General features: G+C 33.6%; 20 protein-coding genes and 1 pseudogene. 15 read left to right on the plus strand and 6 right to left on the minus strand.

Going from position 1 to position 26,254, the window contains the following annotated elements; genetic code table 11:
- Positions 1–777: 777 nt before the first annotated feature.
- Positions 778–1,215: a hypothetical protein gene (locus BUA03_RS14980; protein WP_066080822.1), complete on the plus strand. Its 438-nt coding sequence runs from the start codon at positions 778–780 to the stop codon at positions 1,213–1,215.
- A 206-nt stretch (positions 1,216–1,421) separates the two neighbouring features.
- Positions 1,422–3,044 carry an amidase gene (locus tag BUA03_RS14985; protein ID WP_066080826.1) on the plus strand — a complete coding sequence of 541 codons (1,623 nt, stop codon included), beginning with the start codon at positions 1,422–1,424 and terminating at the stop codon, positions 3,042–3,044.
- A gap of 284 nt (positions 3,045–3,328) precedes the next feature.
- On the opposite strand, the gene msrB is transcribed toward BUA03_RS14985, so the two are convergent.
- Positions 3,329–3,718 carry a peptide-methionine (R)-S-oxide reductase MsrB gene (msrB, locus tag BUA03_RS14990; protein ID WP_066080829.1) on the minus strand — a complete coding sequence of 130 codons (390 nt, stop codon included), beginning with the start codon at positions 3,716–3,718 and terminating at the stop codon, positions 3,329–3,331.
- Between the two features lie 88 nt (positions 3,719–3,806).
- Positions 3,807–4,673: an alpha/beta hydrolase gene (locus BUA03_RS14995; protein ID WP_066080832.1), complete on the minus strand. Its 867-nt coding sequence runs from the start codon at positions 4,671–4,673 to the stop codon at positions 3,807–3,809.
- A 193-nt stretch (positions 4,674–4,866) separates the two neighbouring features.
- Between BUA03_RS14995 and BUA03_RS15000 the strand changes: the two genes are divergently transcribed.
- From BUA03_RS15000 to BUA03_RS15030, 7 genes and pseudogenes are all read left to right on the plus strand, one after another.
- The gene (locus tag BUA03_RS15000) at positions 4,867–6,288 is read left to right on the plus strand and encodes a glycogen synthase (protein ID WP_066080835.1); all 1,422 of its coding nucleotides are present in this window, start codon (positions 4,867–4,869) and stop codon (positions 6,286–6,288) included.
- Positions 6,285–7,565, plus strand: a complete 1,281-nt coding sequence (locus BUA03_RS15005; RefSeq protein WP_066080838.1) for a glucose-1-phosphate adenylyltransferase — start codon at positions 6,285–6,287, stop codon at positions 7,563–7,565. The genes BUA03_RS15000 and BUA03_RS15005 overlap by 4 nt, the downstream gene beginning before the upstream one ends.
- 64 nt (positions 7,566–7,629) lie before the next feature.
- The gene (gene glgB / locus BUA03_RS15010) at positions 7,630–9,537 is read left to right on the plus strand and encodes a 1,4-alpha-glucan branching protein GlgB (protein ID WP_066080841.1); all 1,908 of its coding nucleotides are present in this window, start codon (positions 7,630–7,632) and stop codon (positions 9,535–9,537) included.
- 95 nt (positions 9,538–9,632) lie between these two features.
- Positions 9,633–9,737: pseudogene (locus tag BUA03_RS17215) on the plus strand (hypothetical protein); the annotation flags it as partial.
- 424 nt (positions 9,738–10,161) lie between these two features.
- The gene (locus tag BUA03_RS15020; protein ID WP_066080846.1) at positions 10,162–12,561 is read left to right on the plus strand and encodes a glycoside hydrolase family 31 protein; all 2,400 of its coding nucleotides are present in this window, start codon (positions 10,162–10,164) and stop codon (positions 12,559–12,561) included.
- A gap of 88 nt (positions 12,562–12,649) precedes the next feature.
- Positions 12,650–13,465 carry a M48 family metallopeptidase gene (locus BUA03_RS15025; protein ID WP_066080849.1) on the plus strand — a complete coding sequence of 272 codons (816 nt, stop codon included), beginning with the start codon at positions 12,650–12,652 and terminating at the stop codon, positions 13,463–13,465.
- A gap of 232 nt (positions 13,466–13,697) precedes the next feature.
- Positions 13,698–15,035 (plus strand): MFS transporter, encoded by a 1,338-nt coding sequence (locus BUA03_RS15030; protein WP_066080852.1) that lies wholly within the window; start codon positions 13,698–13,700, stop codon positions 15,033–15,035.
- Between the two features lie 23 nt (positions 15,036–15,058).
- Here BUA03_RS15030 and BUA03_RS15035 read toward each other — a convergent pair whose 3' ends face one another.
- Both BUA03_RS15035 and BUA03_RS17010 read right to left on the minus strand, forming a co-directional pair.
- Positions 15,059–15,793 carry a head GIN domain-containing protein gene (locus BUA03_RS15035; RefSeq protein WP_066080855.1) on the minus strand — a complete coding sequence of 245 codons (735 nt, stop codon included), beginning with the start codon at positions 15,791–15,793 and terminating at the stop codon, positions 15,059–15,061.
- A 337-nt stretch (positions 15,794–16,130) separates the two neighbouring features.
- Positions 16,131–16,301 carry an RNA polymerase sigma factor gene (locus BUA03_RS17010; RefSeq protein WP_082854339.1) on the minus strand — a complete coding sequence of 57 codons (171 nt, stop codon included), beginning with the start codon at positions 16,299–16,301 and terminating at the stop codon, positions 16,131–16,133.
- Between the two features lie 406 nt (positions 16,302–16,707).
- Between BUA03_RS17010 and lon the strand changes: the two genes are divergently transcribed.
- The 4 genes from lon (at position 16,708) to BUA03_RS15060 (ending at position 22,529) form a co-directional block, all read left to right on the plus strand.
- Entirely contained in the window at positions 16,708–19,158 is a 2,451-nt protein-coding gene (lon, locus tag BUA03_RS15045; protein WP_066080858.1) for an endopeptidase La, read from the plus strand.
- 167 nt (positions 19,159–19,325) lie between these two features.
- Positions 19,326–20,345: a type IX secretion system protein PorQ gene (gene porQ / locus BUA03_RS15050; protein WP_066080928.1), complete on the plus strand. Its 1,020-nt coding sequence runs from the start codon at positions 19,326–19,328 to the stop codon at positions 20,343–20,345.
- Between the two features lie 40 nt (positions 20,346–20,385).
- The gene (gene cmk, locus BUA03_RS15055) at positions 20,386–21,078 is read left to right on the plus strand and encodes a (d)CMP kinase (RefSeq protein ID WP_066080931.1); all 693 of its coding nucleotides are present in this window, start codon (positions 20,386–20,388) and stop codon (positions 21,076–21,078) included.
- Positions 21,079–21,152: 74 nt separating this feature from the next.
- On the plus strand, positions 21,153–22,529 hold the full coding sequence (locus BUA03_RS15060) for a nucleoside permease (protein ID WP_066080861.1): 1,377 nt from the start codon (positions 21,153–21,155) through the stop codon (positions 22,527–22,529).
- 67 nt (positions 22,530–22,596) lie between these two features.
- On the opposite strand, the gene BUA03_RS15065 is transcribed toward BUA03_RS15060, so the two are convergent.
- The gene (locus BUA03_RS15065; RefSeq protein ID WP_066080864.1) at positions 22,597–22,854 is read right to left on the minus strand and encodes a Txe/YoeB family addiction module toxin; all 258 of its coding nucleotides are present in this window, start codon (positions 22,852–22,854) and stop codon (positions 22,597–22,599) included.
- Positions 22,845–23,060, minus strand: coding sequence for a DUF2683 family protein (locus tag BUA03_RS15070; RefSeq protein WP_066080868.1), 216 nt, complete (start codon positions 23,058–23,060; stop codon positions 22,845–22,847). The genes BUA03_RS15065 and BUA03_RS15070 overlap by 10 nt, the downstream gene beginning before the upstream one ends.
- Positions 23,061–23,454: 394 nt before the next feature.
- On the opposite strand from BUA03_RS15070, the gene rpsA reads away from it, so the two are divergent.
- Both rpsA and BUA03_RS15080 read left to right on the plus strand, forming a co-directional pair.
- Positions 23,455–25,233: a 30S ribosomal protein S1 gene (gene rpsA / locus BUA03_RS15075; protein ID WP_066080871.1), complete on the plus strand. Its 1,779-nt coding sequence runs from the start codon at positions 23,455–23,457 to the stop codon at positions 25,231–25,233.
- A gap of 355 nt (positions 25,234–25,588) precedes the next feature.
- Positions 25,589–26,143, plus strand: coding sequence for a fasciclin domain-containing protein (locus BUA03_RS15080; RefSeq protein WP_066080874.1), 555 nt, complete (start codon positions 25,589–25,591; stop codon positions 26,141–26,143).
- The last annotated feature ends 111 nt before the right edge of the window (positions 26,144–26,254 follow it).

Genomic DNA, 26,254 nt, shown 5'->3' on the forward strand with positions numbered 1-26,254 from the left:
AAGTTTTAAGAGATCTATGTAATTTTCCAAAGCTTGTTATTTTGGCAGCTAAGTTAAGAAATCTTCAATTCCTCCCCAACTTTTAGGATTGATCCGTTTTTAGATGATTTCTTATATCGGTTAATGTCAATTGTATCGCAAAAGTGGAATAAATTATGTAGCGAGCAATAATCCAAATCCAACAACTCCTGTTATTCAAAACTACTTTCCTTTAATAAATGGACGTAATTTTTAATCGTGTTGTGATGAACACCTAGTTCTTAGGAGATTTCCCGATTGCTGAATTTCATCAACCTTAACATAATGATTTCTCTTAATTCCATAATTTCTAATAAACTTTGGACTTGATGTTCAGTGGTTTTGAATTATTAAAATAGACATCTTGTTTGTATAAATTAGTTCTAAGCATTTCTAGGTTACATCCTTTTTTTTATAAATAGCCAATATGGCAATTTTACCATAAAACTAAATAAAAATCGCATAACATTATCTGAAATGCAAACGCGATTTTTTGATCTTGTAATGGTATATCTTGAATTGGAATGCAAAGTAGATTTTCGGTGTTTTTTGTTGAATAGCAACAACTTGTTTATGCAGTTATTATAGTTCTTTTTTAAATTTAATAGCTTCTCTACGGTATTCCGTAAAGAAGCTTTTTCTATTAGTTATATGTTTGACTAATCATTTAAAGAAATAAAAAATCAGACACGTCCTATTTTACAATTTGACTTCAACTTTGTCAGTTTTTTAATAGTAGCCATACTAAATTTAAAATCTATGTTAGAGCAAAATCGACCGTATAGCAGAGTAGAAATTGACCGAGTTTTTGACCGAGTAAAAGCAGCCATGCACGTAACGGCTGCAGTAAGTGGAAAATCTAAGGGATTGAGCCAGGCACATTATTATGATGCTTACACAGGAAAGGAACTATTAGGCGGTGATGCTTACGACTACGAGCACATTCGATCATCAGAAGAAATTCACACGAGGTATAAATCTATCTTAACAGATGAACAAATCGCTTTAGTCGTCAACTGTGTGGAAAATGTCGCCGTTACACTTACCGCTATTATTAAATCTAAAGGAAAGAAAAAAACCGAAGATTGGTTGCGTAACAATGACAATATTGTTACCCACGGCATAGACTTGAAATTAGCTTTAACAAATTTAAAAAAAGCGGATGATGGCATTGAACGGATTGTAAAATGGTTTTAAATGTTTCCTTTTAAGATGATTTATTAGTAAGATTTATGCAAATGTGTGTTTCAACTTACCTGTTACCATAAATTATATTTCTAGATAAATCCTCTTTGTTCATTATTTGTAGCGACTTAATAATAATTTAGTAACATAGTAGATAAATTCATTTATATAAAGTACTTTAGTGGGAAGCTATTTTACCAAAACAAACCACTTTATTTATGAAAAGAAGATCTTTTTTAACCACTGCAACTTTAGCGTCTGCAGGTCTTACCTCACTTTTAATTACAGGTTGTACATCAAGTACCAAAAAAGACCAAGATTTGGTACCCGCTAACGTTATTGATACTAACTTTGAACTGGAAGAAGAAACTATTGCTAGTCTGGGAGAGAAATTAGCTTCTGGAAAATACACTTCGGAGCAATTAGTACAATTGTATTTAAAACGTATTGAAGCTGTTGATAAAAATGGTGCTCAATTGAATTCAGTTATCGAAATTAATCCTGATGCCATTGCCATTGCTGTTGCAATGGATAAGGAGAGCAAAGCAGGCAAAAGCAGAGGTCCTTTACATGGCATTCCAGTTTTAATAAAAGACAATATAGACACCGCTGATAAAATGCAAACTACAGCAGGATCTCTTGCAATGGTTGGTAATATTGCGTCAAAAGATGCTTTTGTAGTTAGAAAACTCAGAGAGGCAGGAGCTGTTATTATCGGCAAAACAAATTTGAGTGAATGGGCTAATTTTCGTTCTACGCAATCCAGTTCAGGATGGAGTAGTAGGGGTGGTCAAACTAAAAATCCTTTTATTTTAGATCATAACCCCTGTGGTTCTAGTGCGGGCTCAGGTGCTGCAGTGTCAGCTAATCTTTGCGTGGTAGCGATAGGAACAGAAACGGATGGCTCTATTGTTTGTCCCGCTTCGGTTAATGGAATTGTTGGTATTAAGCCAACTGTTGGTTTAGTAAGTCGATCGGGAATTATCCCAATTTCAAAAACACAAGATACCGCAGGTCCAATGGCAAGGACAGTATCTGATGCAGCTATTTTGCTTGGAGCCATTGTGGCTATTGACCAAGATGATGCTATAACTCTTGAAAGCAAAGGAAAAAATCATAAGGATTATACACTATTTTTAGATGTAAATGCTTTAAAAGGGAAACGTATTGGTGTAGAGAAAAAACCACAAGGTAATAATAAATATATAAATGCACTTTTAGATAATGCTATCAGCGTGCTAAAACAGCAAGGTGCAGTCATTGTTGAAATTGATTATATAGAAAAAATTAATGCTTTTGGAGAAGCTGAATTTGAAGTTTTACAATATGAATTTAAAGATGGATTGAATAGTTATTTGGCTATAGCCAATGCAAAAGTTAAAAATTTAAAAGAGGTTATTGATTTTAATATTAAGAATGAAGATAAAGCAATGCCTTACTTTAAACAAGAGACATTGGAGAGTTCAAATGCCAAAAAAGGGTTGGCAGATACAAAATACTTAGAGGCACTTAATCTAAGTTTTGAGGGAAGTAAACGTATTTTGGGCGCTGTTTTTGAAGAAAATAAGTTGGATGCTATAACCGGAATTACGATGGGGCCAGCTTGCAGTATTGATGTGATTTACGGGGATCGTTGGGGTGGATATTCCTTAACCTCTCCAGCAGCAATAAGTGGCTTCCCACATATTACAGTACCTTGTGGACAAGTTTATGAGTTACCTGTTGGATTGTCTTTTTTTGGAACTCCTTATAAGGAAGGCGAATTAATAGGTTTGGGTTATGCTTACGAACAAGCGTCAAAAAAACGTGTTAAACCAGAGCTTAAAGCTTCTTTTCTGTAATTAATTCTTATTTAAAAAGAGGTAAAAGAGCAAAAAGTGATTCACTTTTTGCTCTTTTTATGATATTGACCAATTTTTGTACTAATCAAGTTTCATCTGTAGGCAATAATATGCCAAATACTTTGGGCTATAAAGAAATAACCAGTCCAATTTTACCTTAAATTTTTTATCGGCAAATGCATCAAATGGTTTACAGCTTTGCCTCTGTTATTAAATTTGACCTTTAAACCAAGTTAAGAGTTAATTGTTGAACATTATGAAAATTGATAAATTAATCCTTTGTACTATTCTTTAAAGTCGACTGATAAAGAATTAACGCAATAGCGTTGACCAGTTTTCGTAGGGCCATCATCAAACACATGTCCGAGATGACTTCCGCAATTAGCGCATAGGATTTCAGTGCGTTTCATTCCGTGTGTCACATCCGAAATGTACTGTACTTTTCCAGGTATGGATTCATCAAATGAAGGCCAACCACAATGTGCATCAAATTTAGAATTACTTTCAAATAATGGCTCGCCGCAGGCGCCACAACAGTAGGTGCCTTTTTCATAATTCAAATTGTATGCCCCGGTGTGCGGATATTCAGTTCCTTTTTGACGCAGGATTCTATATCGTTCTTCACCTAATTGTTCTTTCCATTCCTGTTCGGTTTTTTCTATAGGATATTTCATGATGTACTACTTTTTTAAAAAATTATTATTTTGTATTTTACTGTTTAGCTGTTTACATTAAAACAGCATTTAGCTCATTGCAATTTAGTTATTTGTTTTTGATGAATTGAACTATTCTTTCTATTACTTTAGGATTACCAAGAATTTTTCGGTGTCCTAATCCGTCTGTTAATAGCAACTCTCCATTTCTAAGATGTTCATAAATATGTTTTCCTGCTTTTACAGGAACTTCTGGATCATCATTGTCATGGATTACCAGTACGGGAATACTGGTTTCTTTTGCTGCTAGAAAAGCAGAATAATCATTCATTTTTTCTCTATATTTTTTTTCGAAATGCAATCGTAAATGGGTGCTTACTTTTGCTTTCAATTGTAGTTTAGCTATAAAATCATCTATAATATCTTCTACAATATCACCGCTGCCAATTACTACGGCATATTGTACTGATAATCCTTGTTTTATGGCATTCAAAACAGACATTCCTCCCAAAGAATGACCAATGGCCACATCAAAGGGACCAAATTGCTTTTCAATTTCTAAAATTGTAGCAATAAAATCGACCATAATAGTAGTTTTTCCAGGAGATTTTCCATGTGCTGGAGCATCAAAACTTATAGTGGAATAACCATTATTTAGAAGTTCATCGGCTATTTTGAACAACTGTGTTCCGCGTCCGGACCAGCCGTGGACTAGCAAAATCTTCTTTTCACTTTTGCCATATTTGTATACAACTACTTCTTTGTTAATTGCAGGAATGGAAATCAGTTTTTGGATGCTCGTGCAATCCATTTCCAATTCTCTTTTTGGAATTTTGTGTTTTATAGGAGTAGTAAACAATTTAGCGGCAAATAAAGTAATCAGTTTTGGCGAGATAAAAGAGATTAATTTACTGGTTAATAAAATACTCTTAGGAATTTTCAAAGATTGTGTATGAATAGAACTTTTTTTTGTCATTATGATAAATTTTCAAGCGGGTTACTATTTTATAATTTTTTCACTAAATTTAGAAAAACATAAATGTAGTATTTTTTAAAAGGTTTTAGTTGGTATTAACATAAAAACAGATTTAGTACTTCTAGGAAATACTAAAAAATAAAGTCATTGAAGCTTCTTTCTTTCTAACAATAAATAAAGCAAAATTTCATACATGGAAATATTTCATATTAGTGCAGAGTGTTACCCTGTTGCAAAAGTTGGCGGTTTAGCTGATGTAGTTGGCGCATTACCAAAATATCAAAATAATGCAGGCAATGCAGTACGAGTAGTGATGCCTTGTTATGATACCAAATTCAAAAAAGAAAATCATTTTGAATGTGTTCATTGGGGACATGTAACGTTGGGTAATTTTAATTTTCCGTTTAATATCCTCAAAGAAAAAACAAATAAATTAGGATTTGAATTGTATCTGGTTGAAATTCCAGAATTATTTAACAGGAAAGAGGTTTACGGTTATCAAGACGATATCGAACGTTTCTTGTCTTTTCAAATTGCCACTTTAGACTGGATTATAGGAAGAGAAGATGTTCCGGATGTCATTAATTGTCATGATCATCATACCGGTTTGATTCCTTTTATGATGTTGTATTGTAATAAGTACGAAAAAATACACAATATACCATCAATGATTACGATTCATAATGGCTTGTATCAAGGACAGTTTGGTTTTGATAAATTAAAATATTTGCCTGAATTTGATTTGGCGCATGTGAATGTTTTAGAATGGGATAATTGTATTAATTCATTAGCTGTAGCTATAAAGTGTGCTTGGGCTGTGACTACGGTTTCGCCTAATTATCTGAATGAAATCAATTATTCAGCTAACGGTTTAGAATCCTTACTCAATTTAGTTCGTTACAAATCCAAAGGAATTTTAAATGGAATCGATATTGAGGTGTGGGATCCCGACACTGATCGTATGCTTGAAAAAAACTATTCTATTAAAAATTTTGAAAAAGGGAAACAAGAAAATAAAGAAAAATTGTGCAGCCTTTTTAATTTAGATCCCACAAAGCCTCTTTTTAGTTTTATTGGAAGATTGTTAGAAGAAAAAGGAGGAGATTTATTACCACATGCTGCAGCGTTAGCATTATCTGAGAATTTTCAACAAATTAATATCTTGATTTTAGGGTCTGGAAACACAACGATTGAAAACCAACTGAATAGTTTATTACCAGATTATAAAGGATTTTACAATACATTCATTGGATACAATGAAGAATTAGCACACTTGATTTATGCCGGTTCTGATTTTTTATTAATGCCTTCCCGAGTAGAACCTTGTGGTTTGAACCAAATGTATTCACTTAGGTATGGCACTATTCCTATTGTTAGAAGAACAGGAGGTTTAAAAGATACGATAGTAGATTTTGGTGATGATGGAAATGGTATTTGCCATGATCAGGCAAGTGTGGGAGATATATGTTATTCGATTCAAAGGGCAATATATTTATATGATGATAAACATCACTTGAATAAAATCAGAAAAATAGGAATGAACACGGACCATTCTTGGGAACGTGTTTGTCAAGAATATATAGAAATGTACAAACTAATAATTAACAAGAAATGAAAGCTAAGAAGAAAAATGTAATTGCAATTATTTTAGGTGGAGGACAAGGTTCCAGGTTATATCCGTTGACTGAATCAAGGTCTAAACCGGCTGTGCCAATAGGAGGAAAATATAGACTGGTTGATATTCCGATATCAAATTGTATGAATTCAGATATCTACCGAATGTTTGTCTTAACACAATTTAATTCTGCCTCACTAAATGCTCACATAAAAAACACCTATAACTTTAGTATTTTTAGCCACGCCTTTGTTGATATTCTTGCGGCAGAACAAACTCCTGACAATCCAACTTGGTTTCAAGGTACAGCTGATGCTGTGAGACAATGTATGCCCCATTTTTTGAACCATGATTTTGATTATGCTTTGATTCTTTCTGGGGATCAGTTGTATCAAATGGATTTTAATGACATGGTAGAAGAGCACATCAAACGGGAAGCAGATATTACCATTGCGACTTTGCCCGTTAATGCTAAAGATGCCCCTGAATTTGGAATACTAAAAACAAACTCCGAAAGTTGTATTGAATCCTTTATCGAAAAACCAGCTAAAGAATTGTTACCCGATTGGGAGTCTGATGTAAGTGAACAAATGAAGAGTGAAGGAAAACATTATTTAGCTTCCATGGGTATCTACATCTTCAACAAAAAATTGTTAGTGGATATTATGTCCAATAAAGACACCAAAGATTTTGGTAAAGAAATTATTCCTCAGGCTGTTGGACATAAAAAAATATTAAGTTATCAATACGAAGGATATTGGACTGATATTGGTAACATTGATTCCTTTTTTGAAGCGAATATTGGACTTACAGAAGACTTACCAAAATTTAATTTATTTGATAACGAAAATAAAATTTTTACTAGGCCAAGATTATTACCTCCTTCAAAATTTCAAAAAACTATTGTCGATAAATCATTAATTTCCGAAGGTTGTATTCTGAATGCCAAAGAAATAAATCATTCTGTAATAGGAATTCGCGCGAGAGTAGGAGATGGAACCATTATTCAAAATTGTTACATCATGGGTAATGACTTCTATCAGAACATAGATGATATGAATGAAGATCTTAAAAATGGACGGCAACTAGTAGGTATTGGAGAAAGATGTTTTATAAATAATGCGCTCGTAGATAAAAATTGCAGAATTGGCAATGATGTTTATATTAGTGGAGGTAGTCATTTAGAAGATTTCTCGAATGAATTGTATGCCATAAAAGATGGAATTGTTGTTATCAAAAAAGGAGCAATAATACCAGATAATTATACTATAAAGTAAATTAAAACTTTTTTTCTTAAATTAATATTCTGCTTTATTTAAAGTAGAAGCATAAAATTGCTATATGAGTAAAGTTATCTCGCATTCCCTTTTTACCGATTTTGACATTGATTTGTTTAAAGCAGGAAAACATTTCCGTCTTTACGAAAAATTAGGAGCACATCTTGTAACGGTTGATAACGTCGAGGGAGTATACTTTGCGGTTTGGGCTCCTACGGCGCATTCCGTTTCTGTTGTCGGGGATTTCAATTTTTGGACAAAAGGAGAACATCTGTTGCAAGTTCGTTGGGATTCTTCTGGAATTTGGGAAGGATTTATTCCAACTATATCAAAAGGTACAACCTATAAATATAGTATACAATCTAATAATGGTGGAGCGATTACAGAGAAGGCAGATCCGTTTGCTTTTTATTGTGAAAAGCCACCTCATACGGCATCAGTAGTTTGGGATTTAGAGTACCAATGGAAGGATACGGCTTGGATGGAAACGCGTCAAAACCATAATGGTCTAGACAAACCTTATTCCGTTTATGAAGTTCATTTAGGTTCTTGGAAACGTCATGCTGAGGATAATCGATTTTTGACGTATTTAGAATTTGCCGAAGATTTGGTAAATTATATAAAAGAAACGGGCTTTACTCACGTGGAGTTTATGCCCATAATGGAATATCCTTATGATCCGTCTTGGGGATATCAATTAGTGGGTTATTTTGCGCCAACTTCTCGTTTTGGAAACCCACAAGAATTTATGCTCTTGGTTGATAAATTGCATGAAGCAGGAATTGGAGTGATACTGGATTGGGTTCCTTCTCATTTTCCAGATGACGCACATGGTCTAGGATTTTTTGATGGGTCCAATCTTTTTGAACATCCAGATCGTAGAAAAGGCTATCATCCAGACTGGAAAAGCTTAGTTTTTAATTATGGACGAAATGAAGTTCGTTCATTCTTAATTAGCAATGCATTGTTTTGGTTGCACCATTACCATGCGGATGGACTGCGTGTCGATGCCGTTGCTTCAATGCTGTACTTAGACTATTCGAGAGAAGAAGGCGAGTGGGAACCTAATATTTACGGCGGCAGAGAAAATCTGGATACCATAAGTTTCTTGAAAGAATTTAATGAAGCTGTTTATTCTAATTTTGAAGGCGTTCAAACTATTGCCGAAGAAAGTACTTCTTTTCCTATGGTTTCCAGACCAACATCTGTTGGCGGATTAGGATTTGGTATGAAATGGATGATGGGTTGGATGCACGATACTTTAGAATATTTTCAAAAAGACACAGTTTACAGAAAATACCATCAAAATGACTTGACTTTCTCGATGACCTACACATTTTCTGAAAATTTCATGTTGCCACTTTCACATGACGAGGTAGTATATGGTAAAAAATCAATTGCAGGAAGAATGCCAGGAGACGAATGGCAAAAATTTGCAAATCTAAGATTATTATACGGTTATATGTTTATGCATCCTGGAACAAAATTATTATTTATGGGTTGCGAATTTGGGCAAAGCAGCGAATGGAATTTTGAAGGAAGTCTGGATTGGCACTTATTGCAATATCCGTATCATGAGGGAGTGAAAAAATTGATTACGGACTTGAATAAACTGTACAAAACGCAGCCTGCATTACACGAAAAGCAGTTCAGTCCTGAAGGTTTTGAATGGATCAATTATTCAGATCATCAAAATGCTGTAATGTCTTTCATCCGAAAAGGGAATGAACCAAAAGATGCTGTCATTGTAGTGTGCAATTTTACTCAAGTTGTGCGTCCTAATTACCGAATTGGTTTACCCAAGAAAGGAAAACTAATAGAAATTTTTAACAGCGATGCAGAAAATTATGGAGGTAGTGGAGTTTCTAATTCTAAAAAAATAATAATTGAAGCTATGCCTTATGACGGAAGAGATTATTCAGCTGAGCTGCTTTTACCTCCTTTGAGTGTTTCTGTATTTAAAATTTCATAAAACGAAGAGGTTTACAGATAAATCGAAGCTTATTTTTCTAACAATGACGTTTAGAGATAAAGAGGCATATTGAAGTTCACTAGAATCTTGGACTTGGTTTAATAGAAAGCATTTATCATAAATGTTTGGCCCACGAATTAAATGGAGAAATATTAATTTTTCTCCTGAAGCTGTATTTGATTTTAGTAATAAAAATTTAAATTTAATAGCTGTTTTGAGAGGCAATTTGTTTGTGGAAGATTTTATTATGCTGGAATTAAAAGCCGTTCAAGAGATAATTCTAAATCAAAGCAAACCTAATTAGTCAAATGAAAATCGCAAAAGAGCCAAAAAGAATTCTTGTAAACTTTACTGTAAAAAATATAATGTCAGAATGGAAATTTATATTTGTAAATGAATATAACAGCCAATTGCCATAAATAAAACGGAAAAATGAAGCTCATATCCCAGCCCTCTATGTATTTAAATTTGCTTGTTAAATTACATAAAAATCGCTCCTAATTCCTAACTCCCGTTGTCAAACAACTACAACGTTTTCGCTAATAAACCTCGCATATATAACTGTTTACAAAGTAATTTTGTAATTTTGAGACTTAGAAAAAGATTAAAATTAATACCATAAAAATGATCACAAATACAGAATTAGAATACAAAGGAGATTTATATCCTACTAAGATAATTGCTTTTGAACATGAAGTAGATTCAATATGTTTTCATACTGATAACAGTGTTATATTAAAAGTAACGGTATTAAGGGATAGTTTAATCCGATTTAGATTTACGACCAAGGGGTATTTTAGCAACGATTTTTCGTATGCAGTTGATAAAAGTCATTCTCATGGCTATAATTTTTTAGAAGTTTCTGAGGTAGAAGATTATTATCAAATTAAAACTAGTAAAGTACAATGCCGAATTCAAAAAATAGATATGAGACTTTCTATTTATGATTTGGATGAAAATATTATTTTAGAAGATGAATTGGGTTTTCATTGGGAGGAAAGTTATGAATACGGTGGAAACATCGTAAAAATGAGTAAAGCTTCTAAAGATGGGGAATGTTTTTACGGACTTGGCGATAAAGCGACCCAGTTAAACTTGAAAGGAAAAAGACTGGAGAATTTTGCTACAGATCAATATGCATTTCAAAAGGACCAAGAGCCATTATACAAAGTTGTACCTTTTTATATTGGCCTGCAAAATAAAAAATCCTACGGTATTTTCTTTGATAATACGTTCAGAACCTATTTTGACTTTTGTCATGAAAGAAGAAACGTTACCAGTTTTTGGGCTGAAGGAGGCGAAATGAATTACTATTTCATTTACGGACCGCAAATGCAAGACGTTGTTACAACCTATACAGATTTGACCGGTAAACCGGAATTACCACCGCTATGGGCACTTGGCTACCACCAATGCAAATGGAGTTATTATCCAGAAAGTAATTTAAAGGAAGTTGCAGCAAAATTCAGGCAATTAAAAATACCGTGTGATGCGCTTTATTTAGATATTGACTATATGGAAGGGTTTCGCTGTTTTACTTGGAACAAAGATTATTTTCCCGACCCTAAACGAATGGTAGCTGAACTAGCTGAAGATGGTTTCAAAACGGTGGTTATTATAGATCCAGGTATAAAAATTGACAAAGAATACGCTATTTATAAAGAAGCTTTAGAAAAAGATTTTTTCTGTAAACGGGCCGATGGTCCTTACATGAAAGGAAAAGTATGGCCTGGAGAATGTAATTTTCCAGATTATACAAATCCAGCGGTACGAGAATGGTGGGCAGGATTATTCAAAGAATTAATTTCGGAGATTGGGGTAAAAGGGGTGTGGAATGACATGAATGAACCTGCAGTAATGGAGGTGCCAAATAAAACATTCCCTATGGATGTGCGCCACGATTACGATGGAAATCCCTGCAGTCATAGAAAAGCACACAACATTTATGGAACTCAAATGGCTAGAGCGACCTATCACGGTGTGAAAAGATTTGCCTATCCTAAAAGACCTTTTGTAATTACGAGATCGGCATATGCGGGTGCGCAACGTTACACGTCTTCATGGACAGGTGATAATGTGGCCACTTGGGAACATTTATGGATAGCAAATATTCAAGTGCAACGTATGTCAATTTCAGGAATGGGTTTCACAGGATCTGATATTGGAGGATTTGCAGAACAACCTTCTGGAGAATTATATGCGCGCTGGATTCAATTGGGTGTATTTCATCCTTTTTGTAGAACACACTCTTCTGGCGATCACGGGGACCAGGAGCCATGGGCATTCGACGATGAAGTAATTAATATTACTAGAAAATTCGTAAATTTACGATATCAATTATTGCCTTATTTATATACCATGTTCTGGCAATACATTGAAGAAGGAATTCCAATGCTGAAACCCTTGGTGTATTATGATCAAGATGATATTCAAACACATTATAGAAATGACGAATTTGTTTTTGGAAATCAGATATTAGTTTGTCCTATTTTAGAACCCAATTCTGTAGGAAGAAGAATGTATATCCCAAGAGGCTCGTGGTATAATTATTGGACAAATGAGGAAGTTAAAGGTGGAAAAGAAATATGGGTAGACACGAAGTTTGACCAAATCCCACTTTTTGTGAAAGCAGGTGCTATAATTCCTAAATATCCTGTACAACAATACGTAGGGGAACTTGATTTTGATGAATTGACATTGGATATTTATTACAAAGCAGGTAAAGAAAAGTCAGTAGTTTATGAAGACGCCCAAGATGGCTACGATTACAAAAAAGGAAGGTATAGTTTTTTATCTTTTCAAACAACAGGTAAAGAAAAAGAACTAATTATTCAGTTACATAAAGAAGGGAAATATGATACTAATTATTCTAAGTACAAAATAAATCTTATTGGACTGCCATTTAAAGTAAATACTATTGAAATTGATAATGTTGAAGTTTCTTTTGATAGAAATACTTTAGAAAGAGAAGGCTATTTGATTGTTGATAAGGAGTTTACGTCGTTGCATATTACTGGGGAATAACAATAAATTTGAAACTTTTATATTTAATTATGTAAATTTAAAAGTTTATAAAACGTGTATTTTTGTATAATACTTAAAATATAAAATTATGAAAAAGCATTTATTTATAGGGATTCTTGCAGCAGGTATGATTTATTCTTGTGCAACTAATCCTCTTACAGGAAAAAAAAGTCTAAATTTTGTTTCTAATAGTGAGTTGTTTCCAACATCTTTTCAACAATACGGTACTTTTTTAAAGGAAAACAAAGTGATAACTGGAACCGCAGATGCTAGAAAAGTAGAAGCGGTAGGGCTGAGAATTAAAGCTGCTGCTGAGAAATATTTGACCTATTTAGGTCAATCACAATACTTGAAAGATTACCGATGGGAATATAAACTTATTGATAATAAAGAAGTGAATGCTTGGTGTATGCCAGGAGGGAAAATTGTGGTTTACTCAGGAATCTTACCTATTACAAAAGATGATGCTGGTTTAGCAACTGTAATGGGACATGAAGTTTCTCATGCCTTAGCAAATCATGGGGCGCAACGTATGAGTGCTTCTCAATTGCAACAATTAGGCGCTGTAGGAGTCGCAGTAGCAACTGGAGGTAAAAGTGAACAAACCCAACAAATATGGGGCCAAGCTTATGGATTGGGTTCTCAGTTTGGTGTAATGCTCCCTTTTAGTAGAAACCACGAAACTGAGGCTGACAAAATTGGACTTACTTTAATGGCAATTGCAGGATACAATCCTGATGAATCTATTGTTTTTTGGCAAAGAATGTCGGCTCAATCAGCAGGACAGGCACCACCAGAATTTATGAGTACGCACCCCTCTGATGCGACTAGAATAGCTAATTTAAAAGCTTTGATTCCAGAAGCTAAAGCTTTAGCTGCTAAAGTTGGAGTGATGAGAAGATAAAATGTTAAAATTATAATTTTTAGTTATAAAAGATTTAAAGGGCTATTCTCAAACGAGAGTAGCCCTTTTTCTAGAAAAACCTTTTGTAAAATAATACAAAACATAGTTTTAGATGAGTTCAAAGTACTTTTGTATCAAGTAAAATACAGAAGCAATTTGTTACTATCAAAAAAACACATTTTCAGATTTTTTAAATATAAATTAAATAAATTCGCGTCACAAAAAATGTAACATGGCAGATTTACCAAAAGGGAGTAAAAAATTATTGAATGCATGGGCTTTCTATGATTGGGCGAATTCCGTTTATACACTTACAATTGCGTCAGCAGTTTTTCCAATTTTTTATGAAGCTTTGTTTTCAGAGGGGAATCATTATATTACAATTTTTGGTTTTAGTTTGAAAAATTCAGCTTTGATTAGTTTTGTTACAGCGACAGCATTTTTAGTAGTTGCTTTTATCTCTCCGTTATTATCGGGAATAGCAGATTACGTAGGGAACAAAAAAGCATTTATGAAATTCTTTTGTTATGTAGGAGCACTATCCTGCATGGGATTGTATTGGTTTAATCTAGAAAATATCTACATTGGATTAGTGTTTTATTTTTTTGGATTGATTGGATATTGGGGCAGTTTAGTTTTTTATAATTCTTATTTGCCAGATATTGCTTTTGTAGAGCAGCAAGATAAAATTAGTGCGAAAGGATATTCGTTGGGATATATTGGAAGTGTTATTTTATTAATTTTCAATTTAGCGATGATAATGAAACCAAAAATTTTTGGAATTACAGGAACAGATGGAGAAGCTGCAATGAAAGCGATGCGCTATTCCTTTGTAATGGTAGGAGTGTGGTGGATCGTGTTTAGTCAATATTCCTATTATTTTTTACCAAAGGGAAATAAAAATGCTGACCGTAAGGTAACGCATCATGTTGTTTTCAATGGCTTTAAAGAATTGAAAAAAGTATGGTTTTTATTAAATGTAAATATTCCATTAAAGCGCTATTTAGGAAGTTTTTTTGTTTCTAGCATGGCGGTACAAACTTTAATGTTAGTAGCGACCTATTTTGGGGCTCAGGAAATAAATTGGTCTTCTGAGGAGGAAGGTACTGTCGGCCTAATTATTTGTATTTTATTAATCCAATTAGTAGCCGTTTTAGGAGCTGTTTTAACGTCAAGAGCTTCAGCAAAATTTGGAAATATTCCTACTTTGATTGGTATAAATTGTTTTTGGGTTATACTTTGCGCCGGCGCCTATTTTATTACCAAGCCAATAGAATTCTACATCATGGCAGGTTTAGTTGGGCTCGTAATGGGAGGGATTCAATCATTATCCCGTTCAACTTATTCAAAATTATTACCTAAAACAGACGATACCGCTTCTTTTTTTAGTTTTTATGATGTTGCTGAAAAAATAGGAATTGTAATAGGAATGCTTGTTTATGGGATAATTGACCAAATCACGGGAAGCCCTCGTTTAGCAATTGTATTTTTGGCATTATTTTTTGTTTTAGCTGTAGTTTTATTGAATAGAGTTCCGAAAAAAGGGGGTTTTAAATCCATAAAAACCTGATTAATAAAACAATTGAAGCAGAATTAGGACTTTGAAATAGCTCCTGAACCACTAACTTTAGTATCTTTTTTCGTTGGATTGCCAGCATATTCAATAGCACCTGAACCTGAAACTCTAGCATAGATACTTACTGAACAGAAAACAGAGGTGTCTCCAGATCCGGAAACAATTGCATTTACATTTTTAGCTTTTAAATTGGTAGCGTCTATGTCGCCTGAACCATTTAGATTACTAGTTAAATTTTTTGTAATTCCGGTTAGCTGTAGGTCTCCAGAACCGCTTAAATTAACCTCAATATCATTTGATTCTACTTCTAATTTCATGTCACCCGACCCAATTAATTTAGCCGAAAATGAATTTGATTGGATGCGGTTTTTAGAGGCGATAGCTCCAGAACCGGTTAAAAAAATCATATTAATACTTTCTACCGGTACAGTAATAACTATTTGTTTGCCTTTGCTGGTGCTGATGTATGTGTTTTTTTGGGTGTATATTTTTAATTGCTGATCTATAACTTCAACTTTGATCATAGGCAATAAATTTTCTTCTCCTTTTACCGTTATACCTCCTTCTTTTCCTGATACTAACTCTACATCAAAAAAACCTGTAACTACAATTGCATCATAAGAAGCAGTTGTTCTCGTTTGAGAAATTACTTTTCCATTTCCTTTAAATTTTGCGCTTGACGACCATTGTCCATGAGTCACAGCTGTTAATAATAGGGCACAAGTGACAACTAATTGAATTGAATTTTTCATAATTTTGTTGGTTAATTGGTTAATTGGTTAATTGGTAAATTTGTTTTTTGCTACTGATACAGTACCATAATCTGAGAGTACGACTATATTAATTAGTCCTCTCTTTTTATAATAACCGCTCTAATTCTTTGAGTTTAAAACTTCTTCATTGGAGTATAGTTCTAAGTCATTGTAATGCTTAAAGTTAGCATATTTTAACATAATATTAAAATCAAAAGCAAAATTTGATTTGTTTCACTTTCAATTCTTCGAAAGTACAATTATCTGAGATACCAGTTTTCGCTTCCTTAATTTTATAAAGTGTAGTGTCAAAATCTTCTGTTTTGAATTGATTATTTTATTTATAAAAATCTATACTAGAGTTTATGACAATTCGCTTTAGCAAAGCGCCAAAAGAAACTTCCTGCTTGTAACCGTTTATCTTCGTGACTGCCTTCAGAAAATCATCTTGCATAACATCTTCTGCACAATGGGCATCTTTAACAATGCGATACGTAACATTATACATCGCCTTTGCCTACCGATGATAAAATTCGCTCTGTGCTTTATGATTTTTTTGCTTGCAAAGCAAAATCAATTCTTCGATATTTTGATGGGTTAAACTCAAATAGTTTGTTGTACTTTATAATAATGAGGTGTTATTTGGGACTATGTTACACTATTATAAAAATAAAACTAAATTTTAATTTTGTGTAATCACGATTAGTTTTAGTTCTTGTTACAATTGAGTTTTAAATAATACTTTTTGATAAAAAATAGAATAGCTATAGTTTGTTTTGGCACAAAGATTGACTCCTTTAGGGTTATGCAAATTTTAAAAATTAAAGATTGTTTTTAGCTACAAAGACTCTTTTGAAATCCTATATTTGCTTAAAGGATTAATTTTTTAATGACAAAAAGACTTAAATAATACTATGTCAAATCATAAAATACTTACTATTGACAATCTGTCACTTCAAGAATTTGATTCGGAAGCAGATTTAATTCCACTTTTGACTCCAGAGGACGAGGAGGAAATGAATAATGAGGCATTACCTGAATTATTAGCGATCTTGCCATTGCGAAATATGGTTTTATTTCCAGGTGTTGTCATACCAATTACTGCAGGACGTGATAAATCAATCAAATTAATAAATGATGCTAACGCAGCTGGCAAAACTATTGGTGTTGTTGCTCAAATTAACGAGGAGGATGAAGATCCAACTAAAGCAGATATCCATAAAATAGGCACCGTGGCTCGTATTTTAAGAGTATTAAAAATGCCTGATGGAAATATAACTGTTATTCTTCAAGGTAAAAAACGTTTCGAAATTGATACTGTTTTAGAGGAACTACCTTATTTAACAGCAAAAATTAAAGAGGTTCCTGAAAAACGACCGAAAAAAAATGATACCGAGTTTGTAGCTATTCTAGATTCCGTCAAAGAATTAGCGATTCAAATTATTAAAGAAAGTCCAAACATTCCTAGCGAAGCAACCTTTGCCATCAAAAATATCGAAAGTCAATCCTTCTTGATCAATTTTGTTACTTCTAACATGAATTTATCAGTTAAAGAAAAACAAGATTTATTAGCGATTAATGAATTAAAAGAGAGGGCTTTAGAGACGCTGCGTTATATGAATATTGAGTTGCAAAAACTCGAGTTAAAAAATGATATTCAATCCAAAGTTCGTTTTGATTTAGACCAGCAACAACGTGAATATTTCCTGCACCAGCAGATGAAAACCATTCAGGAAGAGTTAGGTGGCGTTTCTCAAGAAGAGGAAATAGAGGAGATGGTACAGAAGTCTCTAACCAAGAAATGGGATGAGAAAACCAAAAAGCATTTTGATAAAGAATTGTCAAAAATGCGTCGTATGAATCCGCAAGCACCCGATTTTGGGATTCAAAGAAACTATTTAGAGCTGTTCTTAGAACTGCCTTGGAACGAGTATTCTAAAGATATTTTTGACTTAAAACGCGCTCAGAAAATATTAGATAGAGATCATTTTGGGCTTGAAGATGTGAAGAAAAGAATGATTGAACATTTGGCAGTTTTAAAATTGCGAAATGACATGAAATCTCCTATTATTTGTTTAACAGGACCTCCGGGAGTGGGTAAAACATCCATTGGACGCTCTATTGCAGAGGCTTTAGGTAGAGAATATGTACGGATTTCATTAGGAGGTTTGCGCGATGAATCAGAGATCAGAGGCCATAGAAAAACGTATATTGGTGCTATGCCGGGGCGAATTATCCAAAGCCTAAAAAAGGCGGGTACTTCCAACCCAGTTTTTGTTTTGGATGAAATCGATAAGTTGTCAAACAGCAATCAAGGTGATCCTTCATCCGCTTTATTGGAAGTTTTAGATCCAGAGCAGAATAATTCGTTTTATGATAATTTCCTTGAAATGGGATATGATTTATCAAAAGTGATGTTTATTGCAACTTCAAATACGATGTCATCCATTCAGCCTGCTTTAAGAGATAGAATGGAAATCATTAAAATGTCAGGATATACCATCGAAGAAAAGGTAGAAATTGCACGCCAACATTTGTTTCCAAGACAACTGAAAGAACACGGTTTAACGACTAAAGATTTAACCATTGGAAAAAAACAATTAGAGAAAATTGTTGAAGGATATACACGTGAATCTGGTGTTCGCGGTTTAGAGGCTAAAATTGCTCAAGTGATTCGTAATGCAGCTAAATCAGTTGCAATGGAAGAAGAATACAACAAGAAAATAACTGACGATGATATAATAAGAGTGTTAGGTGCGGCTAGGTTAGGAAGAGATAAATACGAGAGTAATGATGTTGCCGGAGTAGTAACTGGCTTGGCATGGACATCAGTTGGTGGTGATATACTTTTTATAGAATCGTTACTTTCTCCAGGAAAAGGAAACATGACCATTACTGGAAACTTAGGTACCGTAATGAAAGAATCGGCAACCATTGCTTTAGAATACATTAAAGCCAATGCTAATCTATTAGGATTAGATTCAGAGGTACTTTCTAAATATAACATTCACTTGCACGTTCCGGAAGGTGCTACTCCTAAAGATGGACCTAGTGCAGGAATTGCTATGCTGACATCATTAGTTTCGCTTTTTACACAAAAAAGAGTGAAGAAAAACTTAGCGATGACAGGAGAAATTACATTGCGTGGAAAGGTTTTACCTGTTGGCGGAATTAAAGAAAAGATTTTGGCTGCTAAGAGAGCCAATATTAAAGATATTATTTTGTGTCAACAGAATAAAAGTGATATTGATGAAATAAAACCAGAATACCTTGAAGGTTTAACTTTTCATTATGTGAAGGAAATGAGCGATGTATTGAAATTTGCTTTGACGGAGGAGAAAGTTAAAAACGCAAAGAATTTATAAGAAAAAGACTTTCTGAATTTTAAAATTCCAGATTCTAAAACCTGATTTTCAGTACTTAGAATTTGGAATTTTTATTTGCAAGTACCAGTTTTAAAATTGCCATTTATTGTATTTATAATTTTATCTTCGCAATTGCGTTTTACCTTACATCAACTGCCATTTTAAGCATGCTAAAAAAACTCATTTTATACGGTTTATTTTTTGTTTGTGTTGTGTCGTACAGCCAAATAGGAGGGAAATATACCTATCAGTTTTTGAACTTGGTTACCTCTCCAAGACAAGCAGCTTTGGGAGGAAAAGTAATCACGATTTATGATGATGACGTAAATCAAGTCCATTTTAATCCGGCTACTATTAATGCTGAAATGGACAACCATTTAGCTTTGAATTATGGTAGTTATTTTAAAGAAGTAACCTATGGAACAGCTTCGTATGCCTATACTTACGACCGTCATTTACAAACTTTTCAGGCTGGGGTAAATTATGTAAACTATGGAAATTTTGAAGGTTTTGATGAAAATGGTCAACCTACATCGGCCTTTACCGGTAGCGAAATAGCACTTTCTTTTGGCTATGCCTATAATATTCCCTACACTGATATTCATATTGGAGCAAGTGCAAAATTGATTTCCTCTAGTTTAGAAAGCTACCATTCTTTTGGAGGAGCATTGGACATTGGGGCTTTGTTTATTGATGAAAGAAACGATGTAAATTGGGCTTTAGCAATACGCAATATTGGCACACAATTCTCAACATACAATGGAACTAATGAGAAACTGCCGCTGGAAATTATTGCTGGTGTCTCACAGGAGTTAGAAAATGTGCCTATTCGTTGGCACCTTACCTTAGAAAATTTACAGCAATGGAATATTGCTTTTTCAAATTCAGCAAGAGCACAATCTTCTTTTGATGGAGAATCTACCGCAGAAAAAGTATCCTTTGTGAATAATGCCTTGCGACATGTAATCGTGGGAGTAGAACTTTTCCCTAAAAAAGCATTTAATTTGCGGCTTGGTTATAATTTTAGAAGAGCGGAAGAATTGCGACTTTTAGAACAACGAAATTTCTCAGGAGTCTCGTTGGGTTTTGGGCTTAAAATGAATAAACTGAAATTCAATTATTCGTATTCCAGATATACATTAGCAGGAAACACAAGCCTTTTTGGGTTAACAGTGAACTTTCAATAATAATTTTGACATAACATAGAACTTTAAATATTACATTTTGATTAAAAAAATTACTATCGCAATCGATGGATTTTCATCTACCGGAAAAAGTACTTTGGCCAAGCAACTCGCCAACAATTTAGGATATGTGTACGTTGACACTGGAGCAATGTATCGTGCCGTGACTTTTTTTGCCATGCAAAAAGGATATATAAATGCTGATTTTTTTGATAAAGAATCTTTAATAAACAGTTTGCCATACCTTATATTACAATTTAAATTTAATGCTGATTTAGGTTTTGCTGAAATGTATTTGAATGATGTAAATGTAGAAACTGAAATCAGAACGATTGAAGTGTCTCGTTTTGTTAGCAAAGTAGCTGAAGTTTCAGAAGTTCGTGCCAAATTAGTAGAGCAGCAGCAAGAAATGGGAAAAAATAAAGGTATCGTAATGGACGGTAGGGACATAGGAACCGTAGTTTTCCCGAATGCCGAGCTCAAAATTTTCATGACTGCCAGCGCAACTACAAGAGCACAAAGACGTTACGATGAGCTTATCCAAAAAGGAGATAACGTGACCTTTGAAGAAGTACTTAAAAATGTAGAAGAGCGAGATCACATTGATACACATCGGGAGGATTCTCCTTTAGAGGTAGCTCAAGATGCTATTGAGATTGATAATTCACATTTGAATCGTGAGGAACAATTTGCACTTGTTTTAGAATTGGTAAACGATACGACTAAAACGTTATAATTATTTGCAGATTTCATTTTTAATAGTAGATTTACGGCTTGTAAATTTTTTAAAGTAAAAAAACAATTCATCTCATGGGAATTAAAAATAGATTGGTAATAATGAGTTTTCTTCAGTTTTTTGTTTGGGGAGCTTGGTTGATTACAATTGCAAATTACTGGTTTGGGACAATGCAATGGGATGGTACACAATTTGGATTGGTTTTTGGCACGATGGGAATTGCTTCTTTGTTTATGCCAACACTAACGGGTATTATTGCCGATAGATGGATAAATGCTGAAAAATTATACGGAGCGCTACACATTTTGTATGCAGCGGTTTTATTTTACATACCACAAGTTTCCACTCCCGAAACCTTTATTTATATTATGCTTTTGGCCATGTGTTTTTATATGCCAACAATTGCTTTGAGTAATTCTATTTCTTACACCGCTCTTAAGTTAAACAACAAAGATGTGATCAAAAATTTCCCTCCAATTCGGGTTTGGGGAACGGTTGGTTTTATAGTAGCCATGTGGATTACAAATTTAACGGGAAATAAAGCAACAGAATATCAGTTTTATATAGCAGGAATAGCCGCGGTGGTATTGGGAATTTATTCTTTTACATTGCCAGAATGTAAGCCACAACGCTTATCAAAGGAGAATGCGTCATTAATGGAAACATTAGGTCTAGAGTCTTTCAAATTGTTTGCGGATTATAAAATGGCTTTGTTCTTTATTTTCTCCATGTTTTTAGGTGGAGCATTGCAACTTACGAACGCCTATGGTGATGTTTTCTTAGATGAGTTTAAGCATTTTCCAAAATATGCCGATTCGTTTGTTGTGGAATATTCAACAATTATAATGTCAATTTCTCAAATTTCAGAGACCTTATTTATTCTTGCCATTCCTTTTTTTCTAAGACGTTTTGGTATCAAGCAAGTGATGTTGATCAGTATGTTGGCGTGGGTACTTCGTTTTGGATTGTTTGCTTACGGAAACCCAACAACTGGTTTGTGGATGATTATTATGTCATGTGTGGTTTACGGAATGGCATTTGATTTCTTTAATATTTCAGGATCTTTATTTGTAGAAACCAATACAGATCCAAAAAATCGATCGTCAGCACAAGGTTTATTCATGATGATGACTAATGGTTTTGGAGCGGTTTTAGGGAGTTTTACTTCTGGGTGGGCAATCGATAAATATTTTACAAAATCATTTTCTAACACTACTGACTTAGCTGGTTTTTTAGAAACGGAAACGACCAATTCGAAAATGTTAGAATTTGTTGTAAGCCAAGGAAATTCAATAGGAGCAGATGGCTTGTTTAGCAAAGCTATTTTTATGAAAGATTGGCATACGATTTGGTTGGCTTTTGCCATGTACGCGCTGGTAATTGCGATTGCTTTTGCGTTGTTGTTTAAGCATAAACATGATCCAAAAGCTTTAGAGAATGTAAGTCATTAAAAAGTAGCTTCATAAAAATAAACCCAATAAAATTTTATAAATTTAACGGGGTTTATATTGTGCTTTTTTAATAATGTCCTTTAAGTGAATATACGAAAAGCGTATTGTCTTCAACTTTATAAACGTATCTATGTTCTGTAGTTATTCTTCGAGACCATTTTCCAGATAGTTCGTATTTTAGTGCCTCAGGTTTTGCAATGCCAGTAAAAGGTGATTTTAAAATATCGATAGTTATCGAAGTAATCTTTTTTAAAATACTTTTATTACTTGTTCTTATCCAATATTGTAAATCTAAATCGGCTTGCGGAAGATATACTATTTCCATAAACGATTGAGTTCTTCGATAGTGACTTTTCTGCCTTTACCTGCTTTGATATCTGTGTCGCCTTGTATTATTTTTTCAACAAACTCAGAATTATATGGTTTGCCTTCAGAGACCTCAAATTTAATTTTTAAGGCCGTCATAAATGCTTTTACAGCTTCTACTTGAGAGGCGTCTTCTGGATGTGCAGTAATACTTATTGTTGACATGTGCTGTGGAATAAATTAGTAAGAGTACAAAAATACAAAAAATAGATCATACACTGCATACTTAGATTTTCATAATCTTATTCAAAGCTTAAAAATTTGAAAAATAAATTAAGGAATTTACATTTGTCTACAAAAACTTTATTTAGTAGAAGTTTGTTATTTTTTTCTTTTTTGTGATAAAAAGGATCAGTATGAAGTTCCTAAAAATATAACGTTTAGCTTACTGCTTTGAATGATTAATTATTTTGCAATTACATATAAATGTGTTACTTTTGCAAACCTTTTGGTGAATAAGAGTTTCCTCTAGGGTTCAATTAATTATACAAACAACTTCTGCTGTTTTCTAACACATTCAGAAACTCGAGAGAATACAGAATACAAATTTTTAATCAGCATGTCTGAACAAGTAAAATCACAAGAAGAGTTTTTAGCAAATTTCAACTGGCACAATTTCGAAGAAGGTATTGATGCTGTTGATGAGAAAAACTTATTAGAATTCGAAGAACTAGTTTCAAAAACATTTATCGCTACTGATCAAGAAGAAGTGGTAGATGGTACAGTTGTTAGAATTACAGATAGAGACGTTATCGTTGATATCAACGCAAAATCGGAAGGTGTTATTTCTTTAAACGAATTCCGTTACAACCCAAGCTTAAAAGTAGGTGATACTGTTGAAGTATTAATTGACATCCGTGAGGATAAAACAGGTCAATTAGTGTTATCTCACAGAAAAGCACGTACTATTAAATCATGGGATAGAGTTATTTCGGCTAACGAAACAGGAGAAATCGTTAATGGTTTTGTAAAATGCAGAACTAAAGGGGGTATGATCGTTGACGTTTTCGGAATTGAAGCGTTTTTACCAGGATCTCAAATTGATGTTAAGCCAATTAGAGACTACGATGTATATGTAAACAAAATGATGGAATTTAAAGTTGTGAAAATCAACCACGAATTCAAGAATGTTGTTGTATCGCATAAAGCGCTTATTGAAGCGGATATCGAAATCCAGAAAAAAGAAATCATCGGTCAATTACAAAAAGGACAAGTATTAGAAGGTGTTGTTAAAAACATTACTTCTTATGGTGTCTTTATTGATTTAGGTGGAGTTGATGGATTGATTCACATTACTGACCTTTCTTGGTCAAGAATCAACCACCCATCTGAAGTATTGGAATTAGATCAAAAATTAAATGTTGTAATCCTTGATTTCGATGATGAGAAAACAAGAATTCAATTAGGATTGAAACAATTAAACGCTCACCCATGGGATGCTCTAGATGCTAAATTAGCAATTGGAGACAAAGTAAAAGGTAAAGTAGTTGTAATCGCTGATTACGGTGCATTTATCGAAGTTGCTGAAGGTGTTGAAGGTTTGATCCACGTTTCTGAAATGTCTTGGTCTACTCATTTACGTTCTGCTCAAGATTTCGTAAAAGTAGGTGATGTTGTTGAAGCTGTTATCTTAACATTAGATAGAGATGACCGTAAAATGTCATTAGGTATCAAACAATTGTCTCAAGATCCTTGGACTGACATCACTTCTAAATACCCAGTAGGTTCTAAACATACAGGTATCGTTAGAAACTTTACAAACTTTGGAATTTTCGTAGAATTAGAAGAAGGAATTGATGGATTAATTTACATTTCTGACTTATCTTGGACTAAGAAAATCAAACATCCATCTGAATTTGTAAATGTTGGAGAAAAATTAGATGTAGTAGTATTAGAATTAGATGTTGATGGACGTAAATTATCTTTAGGTCACAAACAAACTACTGCTAATCCTTGGGATCAGTATGAAGGTTCTTTCGCTGTAGGAACGATCCACAACGGTGAAATTTCTGAAATCGTTGACAAAGGAGCTACTGTAGAATTTGGAGATGATATCGTTGCTTTCATTCCTACGCGTCACCTTGAAAAAGAAGACGGTAAGAAATTGAAAAAAGGAGAATCAGCTGATTTCAAAGTAATCGAATTCAACAAAGAATTTAAAAGAGTAGTTGCCTCTCACACTGCGATCTTCCGTGAAGAAGAAGAGAAAAATGTGAAAACTGCTACTGAAAACACTTCATCTAACTCTTCTACAAATGCACCAGCTGCAACTTTAGGAGACAACAATGATATGTTAGCTGCATTGAAAGCTAAAATGGAAAAATCAGAGAAAAAATAATTTCTTTAAATTTTTTAAATAGAGATAGCCTCACAGTAATGTGAGGCTTTTTTTTGCTTTATAAATTGATGTTTTAATTTTTAGGAGCAGCATAATCGATTTTCATTTCACTAATCCTCCCGCTTTTCGCAGTATCTTTTATAAAGCTTCCAGCCTTTAAAAGGCTGGAAGCTTTATAAAAGGATACTTGCTTCAATCGGGGCTAGTTTACACGTTCTATTTTTATAAGGCTATTAAAAAACAATTATTGTATTTCGCTTACAATCAATGCTTTAAATATTTTTTTATTTTTTTTAAAACCAAATCGACTCTTTGTGCGTAAATGCTTTTATATAACTTTAAAAAATAGATTATTATGAAAACTAGAAAATTTTTATCGATTGCATTTATGACATTAGTATTTGGAGCTACTTCTTTCGCTCAAAAAACAGTAATGGTGGGTGGAGCAGCAATGTATCCAACTAAAAATATTGTTGAAAATGCAGTAAACTCTAAAGATCACACTACGCTTGTTGCAGCCGTTAAAGCTGCAGGATTAGTAGAAACGTTGCAAAGTAAAGGACCTTTTACGGTTTTTGCGCCAACAAATGCTGCTTTTGCTAAATTACCAATGGGAACTGTTGAAACGTTATTGAAACCTGAAAACTTAAAAATGTTGCAAACAATACTTACCTACCACGTAGTTGCAGGAAAAATGAACGCTTCTGATATAGCAAAAGCTATTAAAATGGGAAAAGGTAAAGCGACTTTAAAAACAGTTAGCGGTGGAACGCTTACGGCTTGGATGAAAGGGAAAAACTTATATATTACTGATGAGAATGGTGGAAAATCTAAAGTTACAATTGCAGATGTAAACCAATCAAATGGTGTGATTCACGTTGTAAATGCTGTAGTATTGCCTAAACAATAATATTTAAGAAGAGGTTACTATTGCGCTATTTTAAAGAGCTCTGCTATTTGCAGGGCTCTTTTCTATAAAAAAAATCCCATTCGTAGACCGAATGGGATTTAGTATTCTATA

The organism is Flavobacterium fryxellicola (assembly GCF_900143245.1).
Taxonomy (GTDB): Bacteria; Bacteroidota; Bacteroidia; order Flavobacteriales; family Flavobacteriaceae; genus Flavobacterium; species Flavobacterium fryxellicola.